The 15,244-nt window shown below is 66.0% G+C and carries 14 protein-coding genes and 1 tRNA gene; 2 read left to right on the forward strand and 13 right to left on the reverse strand.

Annotation, left to right across the window (positions count from 1 at the left end; all coding sequences use genetic code 11):
- Positions 1 to 76: 76 nt before the first annotated feature.
- The 7 genes from lptB to EV674_RS00660 form a co-directional block, all read right to left on the reverse strand.
- Positions 77 to 853: an LPS export ABC transporter ATP-binding protein gene (gene lptB, locus EV674_RS00630; protein WP_119012428.1), complete on the reverse strand. Its 777-nt coding sequence runs from the start codon at positions 851 to 853 to the stop codon at positions 77 to 79.
- Positions 850 to 1,479, reverse strand: coding sequence for a lipopolysaccharide transport periplasmic protein LptA (gene lptA / locus EV674_RS00635; RefSeq protein ID WP_119012453.1), 630 nt, complete (start codon positions 1,477 to 1,479; stop codon positions 850 to 852). The genes lptB and lptA overlap by 4 nt, the downstream gene beginning before the upstream one ends.
- Before the next feature lie 99 nt (positions 1,480 to 1,578).
- Positions 1,579 to 2,226, reverse strand: a complete 648-nt coding sequence (locus EV674_RS00640) for a thiol:disulfide interchange protein DsbA/DsbL (RefSeq protein ID WP_119012429.1) — start codon at positions 2,224 to 2,226, stop codon at positions 1,579 to 1,581.
- A gap of 54 nt (positions 2,227 to 2,280) precedes the next feature.
- Complete coding sequence (locus EV674_RS00645; RefSeq protein ID WP_119012430.1) at positions 2,281 to 2,979, reverse strand: SPOR domain-containing protein; 699 nt, start codon at positions 2,977 to 2,979, stop codon at positions 2,281 to 2,283.
- A 14-nt stretch (positions 2,980 to 2,993) separates the two neighbouring features.
- A complete protein-coding gene (gene argS / locus EV674_RS00650; protein WP_119012431.1) occupies positions 2,994 to 4,703 on the reverse strand; it encodes an arginine--tRNA ligase in 1,710 nt (569 codons plus the stop codon).
- A gap of 98 nt (positions 4,704 to 4,801) precedes the next feature.
- Positions 4,802 to 5,248 (reverse strand): DUF2214 family protein, encoded by a 447-nt coding sequence (locus EV674_RS00655; protein WP_119012454.1) that lies wholly within the window; start codon positions 5,246 to 5,248, stop codon positions 4,802 to 4,804.
- A 61-nt stretch (positions 5,249 to 5,309) separates the two neighbouring features.
- Positions 5,310 to 6,236: a LysR family transcriptional regulator gene (locus EV674_RS00660; protein ID WP_119012432.1), complete on the reverse strand. Its 927-nt coding sequence runs from the start codon at positions 6,234 to 6,236 to the stop codon at positions 5,310 to 5,312.
- Between the two features lie 331 nt (positions 6,237 to 6,567).
- On the opposite strand from EV674_RS00660, the gene EV674_RS00665 reads away from it, so the two are divergent.
- Positions 6,568 to 8,784 (forward strand): malate synthase G, encoded by a 2,217-nt coding sequence (locus tag EV674_RS00665; protein WP_119012433.1) that lies wholly within the window; start codon positions 6,568 to 6,570, stop codon positions 8,782 to 8,784.
- Between the two features lie 152 nt (positions 8,785 to 8,936).
- Positions 8,937 to 9,332, forward strand: a complete 396-nt coding sequence (locus EV674_RS00670; protein ID WP_119012455.1) for a single-stranded DNA-binding protein — start codon at positions 8,937 to 8,939, stop codon at positions 9,330 to 9,332.
- A gap of 124 nt (positions 9,333 to 9,456) precedes the next feature.
- On the opposite strand, the gene EV674_RS00675 is transcribed toward EV674_RS00670, so the two are convergent.
- The 6 genes from EV674_RS00675 to EV674_RS00700 all read right to left on the reverse strand — a co-directional run bounded on the left by EV674_RS00675 (position 9,457) and on the right by EV674_RS00700 (position 15,138).
- Positions 9,457 to 9,532: transfer RNA gene (locus EV674_RS00675), tRNA-Phe, on the reverse strand.
- Positions 9,533 to 9,583: 51 nt separating this feature from the next.
- Positions 9,584 to 10,264: a response regulator gene (locus EV674_RS00680; RefSeq protein WP_119012434.1), complete on the reverse strand. Its 681-nt coding sequence runs from the start codon at positions 10,262 to 10,264 to the stop codon at positions 9,584 to 9,586.
- Between the two features lie 36 nt (positions 10,265 to 10,300).
- Complete coding sequence (locus EV674_RS00685) at positions 10,301 to 12,571, reverse strand: sensor histidine kinase (protein WP_206613231.1); 2,271 nt, start codon at positions 12,569 to 12,571, stop codon at positions 10,301 to 10,303.
- Positions 12,568 to 13,233 carry a DUF4390 domain-containing protein gene (locus tag EV674_RS00690; RefSeq protein ID WP_119012435.1) on the reverse strand — a complete coding sequence of 222 codons (666 nt, stop codon included), beginning with the start codon at positions 13,231 to 13,233 and terminating at the stop codon, positions 12,568 to 12,570. Before EV674_RS00690 ends, EV674_RS00685 begins: the two co-directional genes overlap by 4 nt.
- A complete protein-coding gene (rsmB, locus tag EV674_RS00695) occupies positions 13,190 to 14,617 on the reverse strand; it encodes a 16S rRNA (cytosine(967)-C(5))-methyltransferase RsmB (RefSeq protein WP_119012436.1) in 1,428 nt (475 codons plus the stop codon). Before rsmB ends, EV674_RS00690 begins: the two co-directional genes overlap by 44 nt.
- On the reverse strand, positions 14,614 to 15,138 hold the full coding sequence (locus EV674_RS00700) for a LemA family protein (protein ID WP_119012437.1): 525 nt from the start codon (positions 15,136 to 15,138) through the stop codon (positions 14,614 to 14,616). The genes rsmB and EV674_RS00700 overlap by 4 nt, the downstream gene beginning before the upstream one ends.
- Positions 15,139 to 15,244 lie beyond the last annotated feature (106 nt).

Genomic DNA, 15,244 nt, shown 5'->3' on the forward strand with positions numbered 1-15,244 from the left:
CCCCCTGGCCCACCCGCACACACCGGCACCTGGCCAGCACGGCACCACAGAGCAGGCGGGCAGGCGCGGCGCATGGTCACATCCGGAAATGCTCGCCCAGGTACACCCGGCGCACTTCGGCGTTGTCCACAATCTCGGAGGGCGTGCCCTGGGCCAGCACGCGCCCGTCGCTGATGATGAAGGCGTGGTCGCAAATGCCCAGCGTCTCGCGCACGTTGTGGTCGGTGATCAACACGCCAATGCCGCGCGCCTTCAGAAAACCGATGATGCGCTGGATCTCGATGACGGCAATCGGGTCGATACCGGCAAAGGGCTCGTCCAGCAGGATGAAGCGCGGCTGCGTGGCCAGGGCGCGGGCAATCTCGACGCGCCGGCGCTCACCGCCCGACAGCGCCAGCGCCGGCGATTCGCGCAGGTGCTCCACGCGCAGCTCTTGCAGCAGGGCCGTGAGGCGCTCTTCGATCACGGCTTTGGGCAGGGGCTTGCCGTCGTCGCCGCGCTGCAATTCGAGCACGGCGCGCACGTTCTCTTGTACCGAGAGTTTGCGAAAAATCGACGCCTCTTGCGGCAGGTACGACAGGCCCAGGCGCGAGCGGCGGTGGATGGGCATTTGCGCCACCGATTGGCCGTCGATGCGGATGTCGCCCGCATCACAGCGCACCAGGCCGACGATCATGTAGAACGAGGTGGTCTTGCCCGCACCGTTGGGGCCCAGCAGGCCCACGACCTCGCCTTTTTCCACCACCAGCGACACGTCCTTGACCACTTTGCGGCTGCCGTAGGACTTGGCCAGGTGCAGCACTTCCAGGCGGCTGCTGGCCTGCGCAGCGGCGCTGGCGGGCGTGGCACTCATGGTTTGCCGTTGCCCAGCGTGGTGCTGGGGCGCAGGGGAGCGCCAGGGGTGCCAGCGGGGGCCGGGGCGGGGGCGTCTTTGGGGGCCAGCACAGCGCGTACGCGGCCACCGCTGGTGCCCGTGGCGCCGGGGGCACCCTTTTGGCCATCCACGCTGAACACGTCGGTGAGGTTGTTGTAAACGATGGTGGCGCCTTGCAGCTCGTCGCTCAGGGCGCCGCCCCGGTAGCGGCGCAGCTCGGCGCGGCGCAGGATGCGCACGTTGTCGGTGCGGCCGTTGTATTCGATGGTTTCGCCCTCGCCCTCGATGAACTCCTCGGGCGCGCCGGGGGCGGTGTCGCGCTTTTGCCGGAAGAAGGCGCGCTGGCCCGCCTCGGCAGTGACCACGCCCGACTGGTAACCCTGCGCGTCCTCGCGCACTTCCAGGCGGGCGCCGCGCAGCACGATGGAGCCCTTGGTCACAACCACGCGGCCCGTGAACACGCTGGTCTGCTGCTGCGCATCGTGGCGCAGCGCATCGGCCTCGATATTCATGGGCTGTTGGCGGTCGGCTTTTTCAGCGTGCGCCAGCCCGAAGGGGGCGCAGGCCAGGCACAGCAGCAGGGGGAGCGGGAGGAGGTGTTTCATCAAAGGGCACGATTCTTGCAATGGATTGTAGCCATGCACCGGCCACAAAAAAGCCCGCATCGCGCGGGCCCGTGGGAGGGTTTCAGCCAGCTGGGGGCGTCAGCCCTTGGCGCTCAGGCCCACCAGGTGGTTGACCACCTGGAGCACGGCCTGCATGCTGCCCGCGTGGGTGCCATCGGTGTAGTAGCGCCCGGCCACGCCCATGGAAGGGGTGCCTTCCACCCCATAGGCTTCTTGCAACTGGGTGGCGCGGCGCACCTGCCCTGCCACCGAGAAGGAGTTGTACATCTCCTTGAACTTGGCCATATCCAGCTCGGGCTGCTTGGCGGCCCAGGCCATGATGTCTTCTTCCTTGGCCAGCTTTTGCCGCTCGACATGGATGGCGCGAAACACCCGGGCGTGCAAGGGTTCGATCTTGCCCAGCCCTTCGAGGGCGTAATAGAGCTTCTGCGCGGGCACAAAGCTGGCGTTGAAAGCCACCGGCACGCGGCGCACCACCACATTGGCCGGTACCGTCTTGAGCCAGGTGTTCAATACCGGCTCAAAGGTATGGCAATGGCCGCAGCTGTACCAGAAAAATTCAATCACCTCGACCTTGCCCGCAGGCGCGTCGGGCGCCACGGGCTTGCCCAGCTTGATGTAATCCTTGCCCTCTTTGGGGGCAGTGGACTGTGCCAGCGCGGGCAAAGACAGGCTGGAGACGGCCACCGCAGTGGCAGCAGACAGAGAAAACTCACGGCGTTTCATGGAAAAGGCACTCCTTGGGGTTTGCGGGTTCTGAGCCACAGGGGGCGGGAAAGTTCAGCGCTGCACACGCACCAGGGCCGACTCCACCGTAAGGTCGTTGAGCTTTTCCTTGAGCTGCTCGGCGTCATCGCGCTTGGCAAAGGGGCCCACGCGCACCCGGAACACGGTGCGGCCATTTTGTTCGCGCTCGCTCACGCGGGCCTCCCAGCCCAGCATGGCCAGCTTGGCGCGCTGGGCATCGGCGTCCGCCTGGGTGCGAAACGCGCCGGCTTGCACGAAGTAGTCAAACGGATCGACGCTGCCTGCGGCGGCAGACTTGGCCTTGGCCAGATCACCCAGCGGATCGGCTTTGGGGTCGGTCTTGGTGTCGGCCTTGGGATCGGTTTTGGCGCTGGCCTTGGCATCGGTGGGCTTGCTGGCCGCAGCGCGCGCTGCCGAAGCGGCCTGTGCCGGGGCCACGGGGGCCGACGCCTGCACGGCGGGCGCAGTATCAGGGTTGGCACCGGGCTCGGCGGGGGTGACGGGCACCACCGGGCGCGCCGGGTTTTTGCCGTACAGGGGGGAGTTGGGGTCCCAGTCCTTGTTCTTTTGCTCTTCGACCGCGTCCTGCCCGGGGCTGCGGACGGTGCCCTTGTCCATGAAGGGCACGGGCACCTTGGCCACATACACGGCCACGGCCAGCGCCGTGCCCAAGCCCACCACCAGGCCCAGGATAAAGCCGATGATGGTTCCGCCCTGCTGTTGTTGTTTCATATGCCAGTCACTACTCACATTCTTTGGGGGGCCGACACGCCCAGCACCGCCAGGCCATTGTGCAGCACCTGCGCCGTGGCGGCGACCAGCGCCAGACGGGCACGCTTGACGGCTTCGTCATCGACCAGAATGCGCTCGGCGTCGTAATAGCTGTGGTAGCTGGCAGCCAGGTCGCGCAGGTAGAAAGTCACGTCGTGCGGCGCCTCACCCTCGGTGGCGGCGGTGAGCATTTCGGGGTACTTGGCCAATTGCAACATCAGCGCCTGGGCCTGCGGGCCTTCGAGGGCCGACAGATCCACCTCTTTCAGGCCCGCCACATCGCCGCCGCCCGCCTCTTGCCATGCCCGCAGCACCGAGCAGATGCGCGCATGGGCATACTGCACGTAGTACACCGGGTTGTCGTTGTTCTGCGCCACGGCCAGATCGACGTCGAAGGTGTATTCGGTGTCGGGCTTGCGGGACAGCAGGAAGAAGCGCACTGCATCTTTGCTCGTCCACTCGATCAGGTCGCGCAGCGTGACGTAGCTGCCTGCGCGCTTGCTGATCTTGACCTCTTCACCACCCTTGACCACGCGCACCATGGTGTGCAGCACATAGTCGGGGTAGCCCTGCGGGATGCCAACATCGGCCGCCTGCAAGCCAGCGCGCACGCGGGCGATGGTGCCGTGGTGGTCGGTGCCCTGGATGTTCACCACCTTGGTGAAACCGCGCTCCCACTTGGCGATGTGGTAGGCCACGTCGGGCACAAAGTAGGTGTAGGTGCCGTCTTTTTTCCGCATGACGCGGTCTTTGTCGTCGCCGTAGTCGGTGGACTTGAGCCACAGGGCGCCGTCTTGCTCATAGGTTTTGCCGTTGGCAATCAGGCGGTTGACGGTGGCCTCCACGCGGCCGCTGGTGTAGAGGCTCGATTCGAGGTAGTACTCGTCGAAATGCAGGTTGAAGGCCTGCAAGTCTTTGTCCTGCTCGTTGCGCAGGTAGGCCACGGCAAACTGGCGGATGTTGTCGTAGTCCTCCACATCGCCGTTGGCGGTGAATGCGCGGTCATCGGCTGTCACCGTCGCTTTGGCCTTGAAGGCTTCGGCAATGTCGGCGATGTAGTCGCCGTTGTAGAAGTTTTTGGCCAGCGGGTTGTCGCTGTCGGTGGGCCAGCAGTCGTCGCCGGGCTGGAAGCCCTTGGCGCGCAGCTGGGTGGATTTGGTCAGGGTGTCGATTTGCACGCCCGCGTCGTTGTAATAGAACTCGCGGTGGACGTTCCAGCCCTGGGTGGCAAACAGGTTGCAGATGGCATCGCCCAGCGCCGCCTGGCGGCCATGGCCGACGTGCAGCGGCCCGGTGGGGTTGGCCGAGACGAACTCGACCAGCACTTTCTGGCCCCGGTCGCTCTGGTAGCCAAAGCGCTCGCCAGCGGCCAGCACCTCGCGCACCACTTCTTGCTTGGCGGCGGGTTTCAGGCGGATGTTCAGAAAACCGGGGCCTGCGATTTCAATGGCCGCCACCCAGCGCTGGAAGGCCGGTGTGGCCTCCAGCGCCGCCTTGAGCTGTTCACCCAGCGCGCGCGGGTTGAGCTTGAGCGGCTTGGCCAGTTGCATGGCAGCGGTGCAGGCAAAGTCGCCATGGGCGGCCACTTTGGGGGATTCAAACGCGGCGCGGGCGCCCGCACCGGGGGAGAGTTGTTCCAGTGTGGCCGCCAGGGCGGCCAGAAGGTCTTGTTTGGCAGAAAGCATGCGGCGATTTTACGGGCCGCCCATGGCGCTTTGGGACGGGCACCGTGGCCTGCGGGCGCCAGGGCCTGGTCAGGCCAGGCATGTGCCGCACCGCACGGCTACCAGCCGCGCGCCCAGAACACTGCGATCAGCGCCACCACCGGCAGCACATGCGACTGCACCATCACCAGGCGGCGCACTTGGGCCACCTCTGCGGCGCCCGGCAGCGCCCCGCTGGCACGCAGGTTGCGCCGCCAGCGCCGAAACGCCAGCGTGGGCGCTATCGACAGCAGCGCCATCACCACGAACAGCGTCACTTTGATGTGCAGCATCGGCTGCGTGGCATACCACGACGCGCCCTTGATGCCCCAGAACACGCGCGCCAGCCCTGAGCCCAGCACCGCCACGGCAGCCATGCCGTAGATCAGATCCAGCCGCGCCAGGCGCTCGACCACGGCAGCGTTCATCCACTCGATGCGGCACAGCGCCGCCTGGCTGGAGAGAAAGACCACCAGGGTCAGAATGGCCAGCAGGTGCAGGCTGGCAAGAACGGCTTCGAGGGTCATGGGGGCAATCTTTCCGATGGGGTGGTGCAGGGCAGGTGGCGCCAACGTACCCGAAACCGCCTCAGCCCGCTTTCCAGAAACCGGGCTGGCTGTAGTGGTGCTTGAGGTAGTCAATCCACAGCCGCACACGCAGCGGCAGGTGCTTGGCGTGCGGAAACACCACGTAAATGCCGTTGGGCGGCGCGGCAAACTCCTCCAGCACGGCCACCAGCTGGCCCGCAGCGATCTCGCTCTCTACCTCCCAGCTGCTGCGCCAGGCAATGCCGTGGCCTGCCAGGCACCAGTCGTACAGCACCTGGCCATCAGAGCAATCGAGCGGGCCACCGGGGCGGATATGCACCACCGCGCGGGCATCCTGGCCCGCCACCGGCACCCGAAACGCCCAGCCGCGCGTCTGCGAGGCGTCGCTGGACAACGTCAGGCAGTCGTGCGCGGCCAAGTCGCCGGGGTGCTGCGGCGTGCCCCGGCGCTGCAAATACTGCGGCGCCGCCACGCACAGGCGCCGGTTGTCGGCAATGCGCACGCTCACCAGCGAGGAGTCGGGCAAATCGCCCACGCGCACGGCGCAGTCAAAGCCCTCACCGGTCAGGTCAATCACGCGGTCGCTGAGGTTGAGCGAGATGGTCACGTCCGGGTGCAGCCCCCGAAACCGTGGCACCAGCGGCGCCACATGGCGGCGGCCAAACCCCGCCGGGGCGGTGATGCGCAAATGCCCGCTGGCCTGTATGCCCCCGGCAGACACGCTGGCCTCGGCGTTGGACACATCGGCCAGCAGGCGCTGGCAGTCTTCCAGAAACGCGCTGCCCTCGTTGGTCAGGCTGATGCGCCGCGTGGTGCGCACCAGTAGCTTGACGCCCAGGTGTTCTTCCAGCGCATCCAGGCGCCGCCCCATGATGGCCGGGGCCACCCCTTCGGCCCGCGCCGCCGCCGTGAGGCTGCCGCGCGTGGCCACCGACACAAAAGATTCAAACGCCTTGAGCTTGTCCATGGGCACCGATTATGGAGACGCCAGCGCTGCCTTGCCCACGGCATGCAGGTACCCACCCATTTTCAGGCCCAATATGCCTCCAAGGCCCACCCATAGTGCGCGAGCAGCTATCAAAATAATAGTTTTTACACCGCAGCGCGTGCCATCGGCATCCGGGTCGCCGCGCCGCGTGCCGCACCACCCGCTGCGGGGCGGCGGCATTTGTGCATAAAAGTCACAGGTTTTGATGTTTTCGGTGTATTTATGGCTGCAAACAATTCGAATACAGTGGCAGCCAGCCGCCCTGCGGGGCGTTGACCGTTTTGTCATCCACCGTTTTCAAGGATTGCCCATGACCGCACGCACCGCCGTTCACCGCCTGCAAGTTGCCAGCGTTTTGCACCGTTTCATCGAAGACGAGGTGCTACCCGGCACCGGCATCGAGAGCAGCGCGTTCTGGCAGGGTTTTGACGCCATCGTGGCCGACCTGGCGCCGCGCAACATCGCCCTGCTGGCCGAGCGCGACCGCCTGCAAGCCGAGCTGGACACCTGGCACCAGGCCCACCCTGGCCCCATCACCGACATGGCGGCCTACCGCCAATTTCTCGAAACCATCGGCTACCTGGTGCCCGCACCCACGGGGGTGCAGGCCACCACCACCAACGTCGATGACGAGCTGGCCACGCAGGCGGGCCCGCAGCTGGTGGTGCCCATCCTCAATGCCCGCTACGCGCTGAACGCGGCCAACGCCCGCTGGGGCAGCCTGTACGACGCGCTGTACGGCACCGACGCCATCCCCGACACCGATGGCGCCGACAAAGGCCCTGGCTACAACCCCGTGCGCGGCGCCAAGGTCATCGCCTTTGCCCGCAACGTGCTCGACCAGGCCGCGCCGCTGGCCGCTGGCTCGCACCAGGATTCTTGCGGCTACCGCGTCGAAGGCGGCCAGCTCGTGGTGGCCCTGCAAAACGGCAGCACCACCGGCCTGCAAGACGCCGCCCAGTTCGTGGGCTACCAGGGCGAGGCGGCAGCGCCATCGTCGGTGCTGCTGGCGCACAACGGCCTGCACATCGACATCATCATCAACCGCGCCACGCCCATTGGCCAGTCGGATGCCGCTGGCGTCGCTGACGTGGTGCTGGAAGCGGCTCTGTCCACCATCCTTGATCTGGAAGACTCCGTGGCCGCCGTCGATGCCGACGACAAGCTGCTGGGCTACCGCAACTGGCTGGGCATCCTGAAAGGCACGCTGACCGAGTCGTTTGACAAGGGCGGCAAGCAGCTCACGCGCGGCCTCAACCCCGACCGCCTCTACACCGCCGCCAACGGCAGCAGCCAAGTGCGCCTGCATGGCCGCAGTCTGATGTTCGTGCGCAACGTGGGCCACCTGATGACCAACCCGGCCATCCTCTATACCGCCGCCGATGGCACGGTGAAAGAGATCCCCGAGGGCATCATGGATGCCGTGGTCACCACCACCATCGCCCTGCACGACCTGCAAGGCCACGGTGCGGGCGGCCTGCGCAACAGCCGCAAGGGCAGCGTCTATATCGTCAAGCCCAAAATGCACGGCCCCGCCGAAGTGGCGTTTGCCGCCGAGCTGTTTGGCCGCGTCGAGCAGCTGCTGGGGCTGGCCGACAGCACCGTCAAGCTGGGCATCATGGACGAGGAGCGCCGCACCAGCGTCAACCTCAAGGCCTGCATTGCCGCCGCCGCCAGCCGTGTGGCCTTCATCAACACCGGCTTCCTTGACCGCACCGGCGACGAGATGCACACCGCCATGCTGGCGGGCCCCATGATCCGCAAGGGCGACATGAAGACCAGCGCCTGGATCACCGCCTACGAGCGCAGCAACGTGCTGGTGGGCCTGTCGATGGGCCTGCGTGGCAAGGCGCAAATCGGCAAGGGCATGTGGGCCATGCCCGACCTGATGGCCGCCATGCTGGAGCAAAAAATCGCCCACCCCAAGGCCGGCGCCAACACCGCCTGGGTGCCCAGCCCCACGGGTGCCACGCTGCACGCGCTGCACTACCACCAGGTCAAGGTGGCCGACATCCAGGCCGCCCTGGAACAAACCGACGCCGACGCCCTGCGCGACGACCTGCTCACCGGCCTGCTGACCATCCCCGTCAGCAGCAACCCGAGCTGGTCGGATGCAGAAAAGCAGCAAGAGCTGGACAACAACGCCCAAGGCATCCTGGGCTACGTGGTGCGCTGGGTAGACCAGGGCGTGGGCTGCTCCAAGGTGCCCGACATCAACGACGTGGGCCTGATGGAAGACCGTGCCACGCTGCGCATCAGCAGCCAGCACATGGCCAACTGGCTGCACCACGGCGTGGTGACCGAAGCCCAGGTGCGCGAAACCTTTGAACGCATGGCCGCCAAAGTGGACAAGCAAAACGCCAGCGACCCGCTCTACCAGCCCATGGCCGGCCACTTTGCCACCAGCATGGCCTACCAGGCCGCGTGCGATCTGGTGTTCAAGGGCAAAGAACAGCCCAGCGGCTACACCGAACCCCTGCTGCACGCCTGGCGCCTGAAGGTCAAGGCCGCAGCGCACGGCGCATAATGCTACTGATTCGATAGCTGCTCGCGCTGACTCGGCGCGCGCCAGAGGCCAATTTGGCTTCAATCCCTGAAAAAACGGCGCCTGCGGGCGCCGTTGTGCATGGCGCGCCAGCGCCCGGCCACTACACTGCCCGCCGCAACCAGGAGCACACCATGATTGACGGACTGATCGCAGGCAAGCTGTACGCCACACCGGAATCCCGCACCGACAAGAGCGGCAGGCCCTTTGCCGTATGCAAAGTGCGCGCCACTTCGGGCGACGGCGAAAGCTTGTTTGTCAACGTCATCGCCTTTGACGATGCGCCGTGCCACGCCCTGCTGGCCCTGACCGAGGGCGACAGCGTGGCCCTGGCCGGCAGCCTGACGCCGCGCGTCTGGACAGACAAACAAGGCAACACCCGCCCCGCGCTGGACATGGTGGCCCACCAGGTGCTGAGCGCCTACCACGCCAAACACAAACGCGCCGCCATGGACACCGATCGCGCCCACCCCGCAGCGCCAGCGCAGCACCACCCCGACAACGCCGCGCCCAACGCACCAGAGTGGTAACACCAGCACCCGTGGTGCGCACGCACCATTCCTGGACGGACAGAGCCCTTCCCGCACCGGGCGTCCAGTTTGTCGGACAACAAAAAACCCGCTGTTTTTGGACAGCGGGTTTTTTGACTTTAACTGGTGGCCTGGGACGGAATCGAACCGCCGACACAAGGATTTTCAATCCTCTGCTCTACCGACTGAGCTACCGGGCCTAAGCCTTGAATTATAGCCACAAAAATCGCGACTTGATCCAAGCGTGGTGATTAATTGCGTTTTCCGCGTGCCAGATCCACGCCCAACTGGCGCAGCTTGCGGTACAGGTGGGTGCGCTCCAACCCGGTTTTTTCGGCCACGCGGGTCATGGAGCCACCTTCGCGGGCCAGGTGAAATTCGAAATAGGCTTTCTCGAAGCCATCGCGCGCCTCGCGCAGCGGCCTGTCCAGATCAAAGCCCTGGCGGGACAGGGGGCCTACCTCTTCCCGCAGGGCCGCTGGCAGGCTGAGCATGCCAAGCGAGCCATTACCGCCATCCATGGCCGGCACAGCGGGCACAGAGACAGCCGCTACCTGTGTGCGCGCCTGGCTGCGCGCCAGCCCGGACTCCACTGCCTTGAGCAGCTTTTGCAGCGTGATGGGTTTTTCCAGAAAAGAGAATGCGCCGATGCGGGTGGCCTCAACGGCGGTATCGATGGTGGCGTGCCCGCTCATCATGATGACGGGCATGGTGAGCAAGCCGCTGCTGGACCACTCTTTGAGCAAAGTCACGCCATCGGTGTCAGGCATCCAGATGTCGAGCAGCACCAGGTCATACCCGCCGGCACTGCGCGCCGCACGCGCCTGGGTGGCGTTTTCTGCCAGGTCCACGCTGTGCCCCTCATCGTTGAGGATTTCCGACAGCAAGTCACGGATGCCGTGCTCGTCATCGACCACCAAAATGTTTGCCATGTATGAAGTGCCTTGAAACTGCGGTCCGCGGTGTTGTCACGACGCCACTGCGTGCTCAGGGGCGAATGATAGCGACACTTGTGCGCCCCGCACTACGCCATCCTCAAGCCGGTTGGCCAACTCAATGCGGGCGCCATGCTCATCGGCAATTTTCTTGACCACCGCCAGCCCCAGGCCGGTGCCGCGCACCTTGGTGGTGACGTAGGGCTCAAAAGCACGTTGCAGGATGTGGGCAGGAAAGCCGCTGCCACTGTCACTCACACGCAGGCGTACGCGGCGGCTGGCCTCGCTCCAGTGGGTGCTGATGCACACGGCGGGCAACGCGCCGTCGGCGTCTGCACCGGCCTGCTCAGTGGCGTCCTGGGCGTTTTGCAACAGGTTGTGCACCACCTGGCGCAGTTGCTGCGCATCGCCCGCAATGGCCGGGCAGCGCGGGTCAAGCTCGGCGCGCACCGCCACCCGGGCGCGGTCAGACTCGTACAGGTGCAGCACATCGTGGATGAGGGCGTTCAAGTCCAGCGGCTGCAACTCGGCAGCGGGCAGGCGGGCGTAGTCGCGGAACTCATTGACCAGGCGCTGCATGGCATCGACCTGCTGGACGATGGTTTTGACCGATTTGGTCAACAGCGCCTGCTCGGTGGCGGGCAACTTGCCCGAGAGCTTCATCTCCAGCCGCTCCGCTGACAGCTGTATGGGCGTGAGGGGGTTTTTGATTTCGTGCGCCAGGCGGCGGGCCACTTCGCCCCAGGCCTGCACGCGCTGGGCCGAGACGATGTCGGAAATGTCGTCAAACACCAGCAGGTGCGTGGCGTCGGGCAGCTCGGCGCCCCGGGCCACCAGGCTGGTGGCATGGTGCGCCGCACCGCTGGGCGAGGCGTGCAACTCAAACGCATGCTCCCAATGGTCGGGGCCGTGCGAACCACGGTGCGCCAGAAAATCATCGAACTGGCGCTGCACCGCTGACGCAAACTGCTCCAGCCCCGGCACCTGTGCCAACGGACGGCCTACGCACACGGCCAAGGGGGCGCGCAAGATGCGTGTGGCGCTGGGGTTGCACGAGCGGATCAGGCCCTGTGCATCGAGCACGATGACGCCTGCCGTCAGGTTGTCGAGGATGGTTTGCAGGCGGGCGCGCGCTTCATCCAGCGCGCCCATGCTGTCTTGTGCGGTTTCACGGGCATCGGCCAGTTGCTGGGTCATGAGGGCAAAAGAGCGAGTCAGTCCGTCCAGCTCATCCTTGCCCTCCAGTACGGCTTTGGGGCTCAAGTTGCCCTGCGCCACCTCGCGCACACCTTCGGCCAGCACCAGCAGGGGCCGTGCCAGCTGGTTGCCCAGCAAGATGGCCAACAGCACCGCCGCAATCACGGCCAGAAACAGGCTCAGCGTGAGCGTGCCGATGTACATGCGCCGCAGGCCATCACGGGCCAGGGCGCGCTCTTGGTATTCGCGGTTGGCCTCCTGCACGGCGATGGCGTTGGCCACCAGCACTGGCGGCAAGGGCACGGTGACTTGCAAAAAGCGCGGCTCTACCAGCAAGCCGACGCTGGTGCTGGACACCAAGGCAATGGCTTTGACGCGTGCATCCTGGGTAGCCGCTGGCCCGGGCAGATCGTCCAGCCCCTCCACCTGGGCCATGGCACGCTGCTCACGCACCAGACGCAATTGCTGTGCCGAGGGCCGCTCAGGGTGCAGCTGAAAGCTGGATGGCCCGGCGCTGGCCAGCAGCTGGCCCGAGGCGCTCCAGAGCACCACATCGGTAGCGCCCAGCTGATCGCGGATGCGTTCCAGGGCCAGCCCGGCGCCCGCAGCGGGCACCTGGGCCAGCTGGGCGCTGGCGCTGCGGGTGCGCGCCGCTGTCTCGCTCGCCTGGGTCTCCAGAGTGGCGCGGGCCAGGCTGACACCAGCCGTCAGGGCGCCTTCGACCTTGACGTCAAACCAGCTTTCAATGGAGCGGGACACAAACTGGTAGGACACCACGTAAATCAGCAGCCCCGGCGCCAGCCCTACCAGCGCAAAAATGGCCGCCAGCTTGACCAGCAGGCGACTGCCAAAGCGCCCGCGCCGCAGCCGCGCCACCAGGCGCACGGCCACCCACACCAAGAGCGCCAGCAGCAGCACCGCCACGACCACATTGGTACCAAACAGCCAGGCGTAATTGCGTTCGTAGAGGGCGCGGTTGTTGGTCGCCAGCGTCAGCAAAAACAGCAGCACCAGCCCGATGGCTGCCATGACCGACACCCCCACGCCCAGCGCCCAGCGCACGGCACGTGATTTGCCCGCAACTTGGGAGGCCGGGCTGGCATTCATTTGGCGCTCTCCATCGTCAGGCGCAGGCTGCGCGCCATGGAAATGTTCCACCCTGACCCCGAGCGGCCCAGGGCGCCAATCTGCAAGGGCCGGGGCAGTTGCGAAGTGTCGAGGCTGAACCGCAGGTGAACGCTGTAGCGCTCACCCGGTTCGATGGCGGGTGACTCGGCGATTTTCCATTGGGCAATGCGCTGCATGGCCAGCAGCGCTTCTTCCAGGCCGTCGTAGTTTTGCCCCAGCACCACGCCCAGGCCACTGCTGTCGATGGGGTTGGCAGACACGGCCAGGCGCCAGCGCCGCGTCAAAGGCTGGTAGCTCAGGCGCATGTAGCGCGCACTGCGGGCCACGCGCTGTGCCGACCAGTACCAGCGCTCGCGCAGCACCTCGGCTTCGGCCACGAAAAACACCGGAATGCCTTGGTACAAGGCGTCCTCGACCAGCGCAGGCAGCTCCAGTTGCAGCGCTGCGCTCAGGAACAGACCCTCGTCGGTGCGCTCCACGCGCAACTCGGAGATGGCCGTAGCCGGCTGGGCATGTACCAGCGCAGGCAGCGCCATGGCACACCACAGCCACAGCACTGCCAGCAGCGCCACCCATCGGGGGGCGCTGCGGCTGGCGTCAGGCAGGTGCCTTTTGCAACAGGGCGTAAAAGAATCCGTCATGCTCACCGTGCAGATTGTCCGGGACGGGGCTGCCCTTGTCGCCCATGCCCGGCAATAAATGCCCGGGCGAAGGCAGCAAGCGTGCATTGCTGTGGTGCGCAAGAAACGCTTGCACCTGGCCATCGCCTTCGGCCCGGAATACCGAGCAGGTGCAATACAGCAGGCGCCCACCGGGTTGCAGCAGGGGCCAGAGGGTTTCCAGCAGGCGCGCCTGTATGTGCGCCAGCTGGGCGATGTCGCTCTCGCGGCGCAGCCAGCGCACGTCGGGGTGGCGGCGCACGATCCCCGAGGCGGTGCAGGGCGCATCCAGCAAGATGGCGTCAAACAGCTGGCCACCGCAGTCTTGCTGCCACCAGTCTTGTGGGCGGCCCGCATCGGCGGCCAGCACCTGTGCGCGCAGACCCAGGCGCTGCAAGGTCTCATGGATGCGCTCGCAGCGGGCGGGGTCAATGTCCAGTGCTGTCACCTGTAGTGCCGCCGCCGGGCCCGCATATTCGAGCAGGTGCGCGGTTTTGCCGCCAGGGGCGGCGCAGGCGTCCAGCACGCGCAGGGGCTGCGCCAAATCCAGTCCCGACAGCAGCAAGGGCGCGGCCATTTGCGCTGCCGCGTCCTGCACCGACACCCAGCCTTCCGCAAAACCAGGCAGCTGCTGCACCGGTACGGCGCGTTGCAATACCAACCCCACCGCACCCACCGGATTTGCTTTTATATTGATAGCTGCTAGCGCGCTCTGGTATTGGTCTAGCGTCGTTTTTTGTTGATTTATTCTGAGCACCATGGGTGCCTGCGCATTGTTGGCCCGCAGAATCTGTTGCCATTGCGTGGGGTGGTCTTTGCGCAGCCGTTCAACCCACCAGCGCGGGTGGTTCCACTGGGCTTGCGGATCTTGCTGCGTCGCTTGCAGCAAGGCATCGCGTTCGCGCAGGAAGCGGCGCAGGCAGGCGTTCAAAAAAGCGGCCTGGGCGCGGGTGGCGCTATCGGTCTTGGCCGCTTCTATGGCCTGGTTGACCAGGGTGAAGGGTTCGTAGGGCAAATCGTCGGCATCGCCGCACAGCAAGGCCAGCGCCACGCACAACAGCGCATCGACGGCTGGCGGCGGCGTGCGCGGTGCCAGCTGGCGGCGCAGCGCCTCGGCACGGCCCAGCGTGCGCAGCACCTGGAACAGCAGCGCCTGCACGCCCGGGCGCAGCAGTGGCGGCACGGTCTCCAGCACCGCCGTGCCCGAGCGGCCCGCGCGAATGTCGTGCAAAGCCCGCGCCACGCTGTGCAACTGGCGCGACAAGGCAACGCTGTGGCTGCGCTGATCGCCAGGGGTTGAGGCCGGTGCAGCCGGTGCCGGTGAACGGCGCTGCGGTGCAGGCCGGGAGATTTGGTTTTTTGTCATAGTGCTTTCGCTGGCTGGAAGCCAAACAGCCACGCCAGTACCTGTGCCGGAAACTGCGCAATCGCGGCGTTGTAATTCGCCACGGCATCATTGAATTGCTGCCGTGCCAGGGCATTTTGCTGCCCGTGCTGTGCCCAGCGGGCCTCCCAGGGAGATCGCTCCTGCGTACCCTGGGCCTGCGCCACCCAACCTTGCCAGGCCAGCTCCAATGCTTCGTGGGCACTGACCAAGGCTGCCGCCGCATCGGCCTGCAAGGGCCGGGCACGGGCCACGGCCAAGGTGGCACCAAACCCGGTGGTGGCCGCCTGCAATGCCTGGTGCGCTGGTGTCACCGCCAGGCCCGCACTGGCTTGGGCCACATCGCACTCGCCCAGCAACGCCAGCATGCGCACCCAGTGCGCGTCCAGCGCCCCAAAAGCCTGCAAGGCCGCAGAACGCAGCCGCACCACGCGGTTGTAGGCCCCTACGGACCAAAACAGCAGGATCGCCAGAACAGTCCAGAAAATGGAGGAAGACAACATGCACAACTTCCAGCGCCACCACCTGGTGGCATGGCAGGGTTCAGAGGGACTGGCCCACAAAAAAGCTCCCGGCCCGCCCAAAGACAGACCGGGAGCGCACGGCAAA

This window comes from Simplicispira metamorpha, from assembly GCF_004341365.1.
Lineage (GTDB): Bacteria > Pseudomonadota > Gammaproteobacteria > Burkholderiales > Burkholderiaceae_C > Simplicispira > Simplicispira metamorpha.

Excerpts from the sequence above, each read along its gene's own strand:
- EV674_RS00645 (WP_119012430.1), bottom strand. The coding sequence starts at position 2,979 with ATGAAACAACAACAGCAGGGCGGAACCATCATCGGCTTTATCCTGGGC.
- EV674_RS00680 (WP_119012434.1), bottom strand. The coding sequence starts at position 10,264 with ATGGCAAACATTTTGGTGGTCGATGACGAGCACGGCATCCGTGACTTG.
- EV674_RS00700 (WP_119012437.1), bottom strand. The coding sequence starts at position 15,138 with ATGTTGTCTTCCTCCATTTTCTGGACTGTTCTGGCGATCCTGCTGTTT.
- EV674_RS00640 (WP_119012429.1), bottom strand. The coding sequence starts at position 2,226 with ATGAAACGCCGTGAGTTTTCTCTGTCTGCTGCCACTGCGGTGGCCGTC.
- rsmB (WP_119012436.1), bottom strand. The coding sequence starts at position 14,617 with ATGACAAAAAACCAAATCTCCCGGCCTGCACCGCAGCGCCGTTCACCG.
- EV674_RS00670 (WP_119012455.1), top strand. The coding sequence starts at position 8,937 with ATGATTGACGGACTGATCGCAGGCAAGCTGTACGCCACACCGGAATCC.
- argS (WP_119012431.1), bottom strand. The coding sequence starts at position 4,703 with ATGCTTTCTGCCAAACAAGACCTTCTGGCCGCCCTGGCGGCCACACTG.
- EV674_RS00655 (WP_119012454.1), bottom strand. The coding sequence starts at position 5,248 with ATGACCCTCGAAGCCGTTCTTGCCAGCCTGCACCTGCTGGCCATTCTG.
- EV674_RS00660 (WP_119012432.1), bottom strand. The coding sequence starts at position 6,236 with ATGGACAAGCTCAAGGCGTTTGAATCTTTTGTGTCGGTGGCCACGCGC.
- EV674_RS00665 (WP_119012433.1), top strand. The coding sequence starts at position 6,568 with ATGACCGCACGCACCGCCGTTCACCGCCTGCAAGTTGCCAGCGTTTTG.
- lptB (WP_119012428.1), bottom strand. The coding sequence starts at position 853 with ATGAGTGCCACGCCCGCCAGCGCCGCTGCGCAGGCCAGCAGCCGCCTG.
- EV674_RS00690 (WP_119012435.1), bottom strand. The coding sequence starts at position 13,233 with ATGACGGATTCTTTTACGCCCTGTTGCAAAAGGCACCTGCCTGACGCC.
- lptA (WP_119012453.1), bottom strand. The coding sequence starts at position 1,479 with ATGAAACACCTCCTCCCGCTCCCCCTGCTGCTGTGCCTGGCCTGCGCC.
- EV674_RS00685 (WP_206613231.1), bottom strand. The coding sequence starts at position 12,571 with ATGAATGCCAGCCCGGCCTCCCAAGTTGCGGGCAAATCACGTGCCGTG.